The organism is Micromonospora sp. DT4, from assembly GCF_049841675.1.
GTDB lineage: Bacteria > Actinomycetota > Actinomycetes > Mycobacteriales > Micromonosporaceae > Micromonospora.
Genome location: NZ_JBNCKT010000148.1, coordinates 1 through 10,321, shown reverse-complemented (window position 1 = coordinate 10,321; position 10,321 = coordinate 1). Strand labels below are relative to the sequence as shown.

The following is a 10,321-nucleotide window of genomic DNA, read 5'->3' as shown; positions in this document are numbered from 1 at the left end:
CCCTCGACGTCCTCAAACAGCTGTTCACCACCGGGCCGTGGTTGCCTCAAACGGCTACCTCAAGCTGAATACGTACCCTGCTCGCGCCGACCGACCTGATGCTCGGCACCGTCCTGCTGATTCTGCTGCTGGAGGCGTGCCGGCGTACGACCGGTTGGATCCTGCCGGCGGTCTGCCTGCTGTTCCTCGGGTACGGCTACTACGGCGGGTTGCTGCCGCAGTCCTGGCCGATCGCGCACGCCGGGCTCGATTTCCGTCAACTGGTCGACGCTTTCTACAACTCCGACAGCGGTTTCTACGGCACGCCGTTGGACGTGGCCGCGTCGTACATCGTGCTGTTCACCATCTACGGCGCGGTGCTGGAGCTGTCCGGGGCCGGGCGGTTCTTCGTCGACCTGTCCGCCGCCGCGTTCCGCCGCTCGCGTACCGCCGCCGGTCGGACGGCGGTGGCCTCGGGCTTCCTGCTCGGCACGGTCTCCGGCTCCGGCGCGGCGACGACGGTGAGCATCGGCGCGGTCACCTGGCCGCTGCTGCGTCGCGCCGGCTATCCCCCGGAACGCGCCGGCGGCATGCTGGCCGCGGCGGGGGTGGGCGCGATCCTCTCCCCGCCCACCCTGGGGGCGGCGGCGTTCATCATCGCCGAGTACCTGGGCGTGTCGTACCTTACGGTGCTGGGCTGGGCGACGGTGCCGACGGTGCTGTACTACCTGGGCATTCTGCTCTCCGTGGAGATCGACGCCCGCCGGTCCGGCGTACGACCGGTCGTGCTCGACGTCGGCTCGCCGTGGCGGCTGCTGGGCCGTTTCGGCTACCACTTCGCCTCGCTGATCGCGATCATCGGGTTCCTCGCGGTCGGTGTCTCCGCGACGAGGGCCGTGGTCTTCGCCATCGTCCTCACCGCCGCACTGTCGTACCTGGACCGCACGCACCGGCTCACCCCGGCCCGGCTGGTGACCGCGCTCGTCACCGGCGTACGCGGGGTCCTCGCCGTCACCGCCGTCTGCGCCGCGGCCGGCATCATCACGGCGACCACCACGAAGACCGGTCTCGGGCCGCAGGCGGCGGCGCTGCTGATCGGCGGGGCGGAGGCGGCCACCTCGGACCCGACGCTGGTCCTGGTGCTGACGGCGCTGCTCGCCGCCGTCGCCCTCAGCCTGCTGGGCCTGGCCGTACCGGTCACCGCCTCGTTCGTCATCGGGTGGGTGATCGTCGGCCCGGCCCTGCTCGACCTGGGCGTGGCCGCGCCCGCCGCGGCGATGTTCGTCTTCTACTTCGCCGTGCTGTCCGAAGTGTCCCCGCCCACCGCGCTCGCCGCGGTGGCGGCCGCCGCCGTCACCGGGGGTCGGCTGGTGCCGACCATGTGGCAGACCCTGCGGTACGCGCTGCCGGCGTACCTGACCCCGATCGCGTTCGCCATCACCCCGACCGGGCTGGGCCTGCTCGGCATCGGCGGGGTGGCGCGGATCGCCGTCGCCGCCGTGGTCACCGCGCTCAGCGTGGCGGTACTCGCCGTCGCCGCCGGTGGCTGGCTGCCCGGCGTGGGCCCGGCGGGCGCGCCGGAGCGGGCGCTCGGCGCCCTCGGCGGGGTCACGCTGCTCTGGCTCGAACCCGTGCCGGTCGCCCTCGGCGCGACGCTGGCCGCCGTCGCGGCGACGGGTGTGTTCCTGCGACGCCGATCCGCCGGCCGACCATCGCCCCATCCTGTTGAGGAGAGACTGTGAGACGAATCGACGTACGGCTAGTGGCGGGCCTGAGCGTGCTCGCCCTCGTCCTGACGGGCGTGACCGGCTGCGGGGGCCAGAAGGGCGGCGCGGCCACGGACGACACGGCCAGTGAGGTCACCTGCGAGGTCGCCCGGGAGACCCGCGTCGGCATCGCCACCGGCAACTCGACGGGCGTCTACTACGTCGTCGGCAACGCTCTGGCCGGGCAGCTCTCCGGCGCGACCGGCGGCAAGCTCACCGGCACCGCCGCCGAGACCGGCGCGTCGGTGCAGAACGTCGAGCAGTTGGTCGGCGGCCAGTACGACGTGGCGTTCTCGCTGTTCGACACGGCCGTCAACGCGGTGGAGGGCAAGGGCAGCTTCAGCGCGCCACAGCCGGTGGAGGCGCTGGCCCGCCTCTACGACAACTACACGCAGGTGGTGGTCCGCAAGGATGCTCAGATCACCTCGGTCGCCGGCATGCGCGGTAAGCGGATCTCCACGGGCTCCCCGAAGTCCGGCACGGAGGCGATCGCGAACCGGCTGCTCGAGGCCGCCGGGCTCGACCCGGCCGAGGACGTGCGGGCGCAGCGACTCGACCTTGCCAAGACGGTCGACGGCATCAAGGACGGCAGCATCGACGGGTTCTTCTGGTCCGGTGGCCTACCCACCGGTGGCTTGACGGACCTGTTCACCACCGCCGGCGACACGGTGGCATTCGTCGACATCTCGCCGCTGCTGCCGAAGGTGACCGCGCTGAGTCCCGGCTACCAGTCCGGCACGATCGGTCGGGACGTGTACCGGACGGCGGCCGACACCCCGACCATCGTCGTGCCCAACGTGCTGCTGGTCCGCAAGGACCTGGACGCCAACGTCACCTGCGCGATAACTCGGACGGTGTTCGACAGGCGCGACGTCCTGGCCCAGGCCAACCCGGCGGCCAAGGGGATCTCGCTGGAGAAGGCCCGCAGGACCCTGCCGGTGCCGCTGCACCGCGGCGCCGAGAAGGCGCTGAACGACCTCGAGGCGAGGTGACCGTCGGTCAGAGATCGGTCGGCGCGGTGGCGGCGCGGGCCACGCCGACCAGGCGGTCGGTCTCGGCGAGCAACGCCTCGTCGTCCGCCGGTGTGCCGGGGTCGAGTCGGACCGTCCAGGTCAGACCGTCGACCCCGGCCGCGCGGCGGGCCGCGACGCGCGCCGCGCCGCCGGGCACCGAGTGGTGTTCGGTGTACGCGACGGAACGCGTCACCCTGGCCCGTACCTGGTGCGGCAGCTCACCGGGGTCGAGCAGCAGGTACGTCTCGGCCGGCCCGTCGGCGACCACGAGGTAGCCGTCGCGCTCGACGACGGTCTCGGCGGGCGTGACGGTCAGCTCCCGACCGGACCAGACCGCCTTGATCAGGTCGTGCCAGCCGATGCGGTGCCCCCGCCCGGGCAGCCACAGCCCGAGGTTGCTGGCCACGATCACGCCGTCGCCCTCGCCGTTGCCCACCGCCGCCCAGGCGAGCACCCGCTCGTCGGCGGTCAGCGGCGGCCGGTCGGCCGGGGGCAACTTCGGCTTGCGGCTGAACAGTCCCATCTAGAGCCCTCCCGCAGCCTGCTCGCGCAGCGCCCGGGCGTGCTGTTCCAGGGACAGCAGCTCACCGAAGGCGGCGAAGTACTCGTCCTTGTTGTTGACCGGGTTGATCCGCTGGATTCGCGACTTGAGGTCACGGATGCGGGCCGTCACCGACCCGAACTGCACCCGGGCCATGGTGATCGACACGTAGCGCGGGTCGGGCTCACCGTCGATGCGCAGCAGCTCCACGGCCAGCTCGCCGACCAGCGCCGCAGCCGCGAGGTCGTCGCAGGCGTCGCGGACCTTCTCGATCCAGACCGCACCCCCGGTCGCCGACGCCACGCCGCCGGCCTCGGCGACGGCCGTCCGCACGGCCACGTGCACCGGGTGGCGGTATTCGGTCGCCTCGACCGCGTCGAACATCGGCCCGGCCAGCACCGGCTGTTGCAGGGCCAGCTTCAACGCCTCGCGCTCGACCATCGACTGCGGGCTGTCCACCGACACTTCGGGACGGGCCGGGGCGGGCCGGGCGGCGGGTGCGGCGTCCCGGGCGCCGGACGGCGGGGTGTTGGCGGCGGCGAGCACGGCCCGCTGCACCGGCTCGATCTCCATCCCGAGGTCCATGGCGAGCTTGCGGACGTACTCTGGGCGCTTTTCCCGGTCCTTGAGCTGCGCGACCAGCGGCGCAGCCCGGCGCATCGCCTCGACCCGGCCGTCGACGGTGTCCAGGTCGAAGCGGCTGATCTCGTGGCGCAGCGCGAAATCGACGAGGGGTTCGCGGCGGGCGACCAGGTCCCGCACAGCCAGGTCGCCCTTGGCCAGGCGCAGCTCGCACGGGTCCATGTTGTCGGGGCTGACCGCGATGAACGTCCGGCCCACGAAGCGCTGGTCGTCGGCGAACGCGCGCAGCGCCGCCTTCTGGCCGGCGGCGTCCCCGTCGAAGGTGAAGATGATCTCGCCGGCCACCGAGTCGGTGTCCAGCAGGAGCCGGCGCAGCACCCCGATGTGGTCCGCGCCGAACGCGGTGCCGCAGGTCGCCACCGCCGTCGTCACGCCGGCCAGGTGGCAGGCCATCACGTCGGTGTAGCCCTCGACGATCACCGCCCGGCCCTGCTTGGCGATCTCCCGTTTGGCCTGGTCGATGCCGTAGAGCACGTGCGACTTCTTGTAGATCGGCGTCTCGGGCGTGTTCAGGTACTTCGGGCCGTCGTCGTCGTCGAAGAGCTTGCGCGCCCCGAAACCGATCACGTCACCCGTCAGGTCACGGATCGGCCAGAGCAACCGGCGGCGAAACCGGTCGATCAGCGTGCCCGAGCGGGACTCCCGGGACAGGCCGGCGGTGACCAGCTCCTGGTGGGTGAAGCCCTGCTGGCGCAGGTGCTTGGTGAGCAGGTCCCAGCCGTCCGGCGCGAACCCGCACCCGTAGCGCTCGGCGGCGGCCCGGTCGAAGCCCCGTCGAGCCAGGAACTCCCGTGCCGGTCGGGCCCCGGCGGTGCTGAGCTGCGCCCGGTAGAACTCCACAGCGGCGGCGTGCGCGGCGACCAGACGTTGGCGCTGGCCCTGCTGCGGACGCGGGCGCGGGGCGCTCCGGTCGTCCTCGACGTAGCGGAGCTGGATGCCGGCACGCCCGGCCAGCCGCTCGACGGACTCGACGAAGCTCAAGTGCTCCGCGTCCATCAGGAACTTGATGGCGTCGCCGCCGGCCCCGCAGCCGAAGCAGTACCAGACGTTACGGGCCGGTGACACGTTGAACGACGGGCTCTTCTCGTCGTGGAACGGGCACAGGCCCTTGAGGTTGCCGCCACCGGCCGACTTCAGGGTGACCGTCTCGGAGATCACATCTGAGATCGAGGTGCGTTCCCGGACCAGCCCGATGTCCTCGTCCCGGATTCGCCCCGCCATGTGCCACCCCCTCGCCGTACATCCTGCCCTGCCCGACCGACGACGCGCCGGCCGGGGGACGCGGTGCGGCGGGGGCCGCCGCCGGACTCACCCGTTCCGGCCCGGCCGCCGGGTCCGCGCGGGGACCATGACCAGATGCGCAGGGTACGCGCCAACAGGCCCCGGCCACCGGACTGGGTGGCCGGCCGGCTGCGGATATGGGGGCGGGGCCCGCAGGCCGACGACACCGGCGAACGGCACGCCGATCACGCTCGGCGCTCAACTCATCGGCGCCGAGGGCATTTCCCCACCGACGACGCCATGATCAAGCTGATCTGGCTCGCGATCGCCGACATCGACTCTGCTGCCGAATTCGGTTCAGGCGGCGAGGGCTAGGTCGAGGCGTTGGAGGTTGCTGGTCCGGGCTGGTGGTAGGGGGTGTCGGGTCCACCAGGCGTGGAGTCGGACGAGGTTGAGGGCGATCGCGGAGAACACGTGTTGGAGGCGGGTTTTCGGCAGGCCGTGGTAGCGGGTGTGGCGGATGCCGGTGATGTCGAGGGCCTGGTTGATGGTGCCTTCGACGCCGGCGCGTAGCTTGTACTTGTCCTGCCAGTTGTCGCTGGCCTGCTGGGTGCGAGCGGTCATGAGGGCGTGGTGTAGGTCGCGGGGGTGGAAGGTGAGTTGCCGGCCGCCGCGTTTCGCGGTGGTGCACTGCGTTCGTGTGGGGCAGGGACGGCAGGTGGTGCCGGCGAACTTGACGACGATGACGTCGGTGTCGCGTTGGACCGTGGGGCTCCAGTTGGTGTTGGTCTGTCCTTGGGGGCAGGTGACCTGCCGGGTGTCGAAGTCGATGGTGAAGCAGGTCTTGTCGTAGCCGGTGCCGGCGCGGGCCTGAGTGGACTGGTCGAGCAGGGCCGGGGTAACCATGGTGATGCCATAGCGGGTGGCGGCGGCGATGGTGTCGGCCGAGGGGTAGCCGGAGTCGAGGTAGTGCTCGCCGGGCAGTAGCCGGCGGTCGTGCAGTTGCTGGTGGATGCCGGTGGTGGCTTTCACGTCGGGGACGGTGGCCGTGGTGGTGGCCACGTTGACGATCAGGTTCGGTGCCGACCGGGGACCGCTCTGGCCGCCGTGGTCGCCGGTGGTGTCGGATTCGTGGTCGCAGGTTTCGCTCAGGTGGACCTTGTAGCCGTTCCAGAACAGGTCGTCGCCTTTGGCGGCCCACCGGGTGTCGGTGTCGTACGGTGATGTGATCCGGGATCTGGCGGGCGGGAGACCGTCCGTGTCCGCCTCCCGCCGCCGGATCACCTCCCGCCCTCTGCTGTCGGTGGTGATCAGGTAGTTCTGCACCAGCACGGTGCGCAGCGTCAGCACCGCGGGCAGTTCGGCCAGCCATGCCGGAGCCTGGTCGGCGAACACCGCACGCAGCAGCATGACGGCGTCGGTGCCGTAGACCTGGGCGAGCCGGTCCCGCTTGGCCGCCGACGTGGGCAGCCGCCAGGAATCGATGCGGGGCCCGTACCGGTGCGCCCACTCGCCGACGTCGATCACCGTGGCCAGCCAGCCGGGTGCGGCCACCGACAACGTTTCCAGGCAGGCCCGTACCGACTCACCGGCCAACTCAAGGCGGTTGAGGTCCCGCACCGCGCTGATCACGTGCGTGGAATCGGTGCGCTGCCTACCACCAGCGGCGATCAGGCCCTTACCGGTCAACACGGTCAGCATCGCGGTGAAGACCTGTTCCTCCAGGCCGTGCTCGACCAGCCGGGTACGGAACTTGCTCAGCACGCTGGCGTCGAAGCCGGGATCGGTCAACTCCAGGCCGAGGGCGTACTTCCAGTCAATCGCCCGGGCGAGCATCTGCGCGGCCTGCCGATCAGTCAGGTTCTCCGTGAACTGCAACGCGGTCACCATCGCCAACGCACCCGGTGACTCGGCCGGCGCGCCCCGGACACCGAACGCGGCAGCGAACTGCTCGTCGGTGAACACCTCGCCCAGATGGTCACGCGCTGACATCGCCACACTGCCATTCGGGAACGCCGCGCGAGCCACCAGCACCGTCTGATCAGGAATCTGGACCCGCGACCGCGGCTGCATCGACATCCGCACACCCCTCCCGCGGCCGGAAACGACGAGAACACGACCGCGAACAGGGATCATCTCCCCACAACCAGCCAGTCAAAACGATCCCGACGGCGTGTCACGAATTTGGCAGCAGAGTCGACATCGAGGACAAACGCGCGCGGCAACGCGCCGCCAAGGCCGGCAAACCCACAAACTCCCGCACCGCACCGCGCCGCCACGGCTGGTCGAAGGCGCTGGCGTGCACGGCTGGAAACAGGCCCTCAACGCGTTGGACCTGTTCTTCCCGAACCGCATCCCCATCGATGCCGAGTTCAGACAGGACGGGGCGTTACACAGAAACTCGGACAGGCTTGGAGGAAGCCGGCATCGCAGCCAGCGTCGAGTTCGCCACGAAACCCGCGCTGGGACTGCGGATGATCGAACGCGCCATCTCCGCCGGACTGCCGGCACGGTGGGTCACCGCCGACGAGGCATACGGGCAGGACTCGAAGTTCCGGACCTGGCTGCAGCAGCAGCGCTTTGGCTACGTCCTGGCCGTCCCCCGCAACCAGCGGGCCCTGCCGACACCAGTGACTAGACCCTTGTCCGGACCGCCCGGACTCGGTGGGCGATCGAGGAGGCTTCCAGACCGCGAAGACCGAGGTCGGCCTGGATCATTATCAAGTGCCTCGCTACCACGCCTGGTACCGCCACATAACTTTCGTTCTGTGCGCCCACGCTTACCTCGCGGTCACCACGGCCCACGCCAAAAAGGGGGCACCAAATTCGACCAGGACGGTCTCATTCGTAGCTGTTCAGCGTGAGTAGATGGGCGGCCGAATCGGTCTGACCTGTGGTTATGCGCTCATACGGTGGGTCGATCTTGACCCTGCAGCCGCTCCTGCCAGCTGTGGCCGTCCGCTCTGTAATGGTTTGACCAGATCGGCGAGAGTCTCGACAAGGCATGATCATGCCGTTGACGTTGGCTGAACACGTACTCTCATTCCTCTCACCCTCGGCGAGGTCCGACGTCTGCTGGCACACCTGATCACCACGATCCGACCATTCGATCACATCAATCGTTGGTCACGATGGCGACGCCGACACCAGTACCGGGCCAAAACAGCTCACTACCGGCGAAAACTCCACCTCCACCAGATGCGGCTGGAGTATCAGGCATCTGTTCGCCGCCCTGCGCTACTTCACCCTCGACGGCACTGGTCACACCAGCGCCGGCAGCAGGTCAGCATGATCCGCGCTGCTACATCATCTGGGCGAGACAAGAACTCTGCCGATGAACGCCTTCGCGAGGTAGTCGATAGGGCGAACGTTGCCTGATGCGGTAGTAGTTGTGTCATGTGCAGTCGAGGACCGCGGTGGCGAGGTTATGCAGTTCTGGATTGTCCTGGATGTGATCGGGGTCTCGAGCGAGTTTGGTTATGGCGTTCACCCAATTAATTTTTTCGTTGTTTGCCAGCTGTTTGGAGTGTTCGTGGACGTAAGCTTTCGCGACCTCTATTCCTGCGCTGAAGAAGATGTTGACGGCTTCTAGGGCGTATGTGGCGCCGGTTGCGGGGTGGCCGGTTTGTTTGATGAGGTCGACGCGCAGGGTGGGGGTGATGGAGCGGGCGTGGTCGGTGATGAGGTGGTAGTTGCGGGTGGTGGGGTCGGGGTCTTGCTGGTAGTCCAGGACGATGGGAGCGGCATGAGGCGTGCCTAGCTCGCCCAGTAGGGGGTTGAAGCGGGTGAACCAGGGGTCGTTCTGGACGCGGGTCAGGATGGTGTTGAGGTCGGTGCGGGCTTGTGGGCTGGTGAGTTCGTCGCGGTGGGTGTGCAGGATGGTCAGGGTGGTGTCGCGGTCAGTTGCGAGCAGGAGGTGCGCCAGGGCCGGGGTGATGCGGGGGTGGGTCTTGGTGTGACGTGTGGCGGTGGTGAGCCCTGCCCTGGTGAGGACGGGGCCCAGGGTGACAGCCGTGGTGCCGAGGGTGGCTGTCCAGTCGTAGCCGAGTGAGGCTTTCCCGGGTGAGCGCTGCGGGAGAGTCGGGTGGATGATGCTGACGGTGAGGTCTTCAGACAGTTCGGTAAGGGTTTCGTGGAGATACGCGGGTGTGACTACGACGTGGGGCCGTTGCCCCAGAGCCAGGTGTTGCGCGAGGCACCGCACATCCCGTATGGCCTGGTCGCTGGCCTTCCCAGCCAGGGGAGCGCCCAGGAAGATCACCTCTGCGTCGAAGTCGGCCACCGCGGCGAGGAGCATCTGCCTCATCGTCGTAGAGGGTGACGCGTCGACCCAATAGACCCGCCCCGACGGATCCACCTGGACACCCCGCCCGGGCGGCACGGTCACCGGGCCGGCCCTCAAGTCCATCCACGGCCCTGGCACCACCCCGGTGGCGGAAGGCTCCGCCTCGTGCATGTCAGCGGAGAGGTCGATGACCTCGGATGTCCCCGGTGCCGCGTCTTGAACGCTGTCGGCGCCGAGCACCCCGTTTGGCGCGTGAAACCAACCGGGGCCGTCGTGCAGGACGAGATATCCGCGTGCGCGCAGGGCTTCTTCGGTCATCGCCTGCAGGTCCCGGTTATCACTAAAGTCGGCGAGTCCCGCTGCCATCTCGTGTAACGCTTTGCCGAGCGGGACCTTTTTGTATCCCACATTCCAAACATAATCCTCAGGCGGGATTGTGCCGTGATGTTCGGGGTATTCGTCAATCCATTCCCACATGGCCGCGATAAGTGATAACGTTTGATGCCACGGCATGCGGTTAGCCGCGTAGCTCGATCCCTCGAAGGCTTCAATCCAGCCGGTGGCGTCGTCCCTGACGGGCTGGTATCCGGTCCGCATGAGGGCGATTTCGATGTCAGCCGCGTCAGCCGCGTGCGCGGCTGGCACGCCTCGACCCTCCAGTTGGAACAGCCACAGGCCAATGTTGACCGCTTCGCCGGCTGATCCTGGCAGAGGCCACCGCTGTCCCAGGCCGGGGAAGTGGCCGTGGCGGTCCGTGTTGCGGGCTGCCCAATCTTCGAGTGCGGCGATCCGCTCGGCCACGCTGAACTCGCGGAGTCTGCTCCTTCGGCCTTGGACGAACCCGGACGCGGTGCCGCCAGCGCTCTGGCTATCG

General features: G+C 69.0%; 6 protein-coding genes and 3 pseudogenes. 5 read left to right on the top strand and 4 right to left on the bottom strand.

The genetic code is table 11. The annotated features are described in order from the left end of the window. Nucleotides 1-77: 77 nt before the first annotated feature. Together ACLQ24_RS26505 and ACLQ24_RS26500 are read left to right on the top strand one after the other, a co-directional pair. Nucleotides 78-1,721 (top strand): annotated as a pseudogene (locus ACLQ24_RS26505) (TRAP transporter permease); the annotation flags it as partial. After that, entirely contained in the window at nt 1,718-2,737 is a 1,020-nt protein-coding gene (locus tag ACLQ24_RS26500; RefSeq protein ID WP_425894427.1) for a TAXI family TRAP transporter solute-binding subunit, read from the top strand. The pseudogene ACLQ24_RS26505 and the gene ACLQ24_RS26500, both read left to right, overlap by 4 nt. A 7-nt stretch (nt 2,738-2,744) precedes the next feature. Here the strand turns inward: ACLQ24_RS26500 and ACLQ24_RS26495 are convergent, their stop codons facing one another. Then, a complete protein-coding gene (locus tag ACLQ24_RS26495; protein WP_425894426.1) occupies nt 2,745-3,281 on the bottom strand; it encodes a hypothetical protein in 537 nt (178 codons plus the stop codon). Beyond that, a pseudogene (dnaG, locus tag ACLQ24_RS26490) lies at nt 3,282-5,184 on the bottom strand (DNA primase). It abuts the gene before it with no gap. 113 nt (nt 5,185-5,297) lie between these two features. Here dnaG and ACLQ24_RS26485 point away from each other — a divergent pair. Continuing rightward, nucleotides 5,298-5,537 carry a hypothetical protein gene (locus tag ACLQ24_RS26485; protein WP_425894425.1) on the top strand — a complete coding sequence of 80 codons (240 nt, stop codon included), beginning with the start codon at nt 5,298-5,300 and terminating at the stop codon, nt 5,535-5,537. Here the strand turns inward: ACLQ24_RS26485 and ACLQ24_RS26480 are convergent. Further along, entirely contained in the window at nt 5,520-7,241 is a 1,722-nt protein-coding gene (locus ACLQ24_RS26480) for an IS1182 family transposase (protein ID WP_425894423.1), read from the bottom strand. The genes ACLQ24_RS26485 and ACLQ24_RS26480 overlap by 18 nt on opposite strands. Before the next feature lie 119 nt (nt 7,242-7,360). On the opposite strand from ACLQ24_RS26480, the pseudogene ACLQ24_RS26475 reads away from it, so the two are divergent. Together ACLQ24_RS26475 and ACLQ24_RS26470 are read left to right on the top strand one after the other, a co-directional pair. Further along, nucleotides 7,361-7,518 (top strand): annotated as a pseudogene (locus ACLQ24_RS26475) (IS256 family transposase); the annotation flags it as partial. Between the two features lie 7 nt (nt 7,519-7,525). After that, nucleotides 7,526-8,026: a transposase gene (locus ACLQ24_RS26470; protein ID WP_425894422.1), complete on the top strand. Its 501-nt coding sequence runs from the start codon at nt 7,526-7,528 to the stop codon at nt 8,024-8,026. Nucleotides 8,027-8,556: 530 nt separating this feature from the next. Here ACLQ24_RS26470 and ACLQ24_RS26465 read toward each other — a convergent pair. After that, on the bottom strand, nt 8,557-10,321 hold a 1,765-nt coding region (locus tag ACLQ24_RS26465; RefSeq protein WP_425894421.1), incomplete at its 5' end, for a hypothetical protein.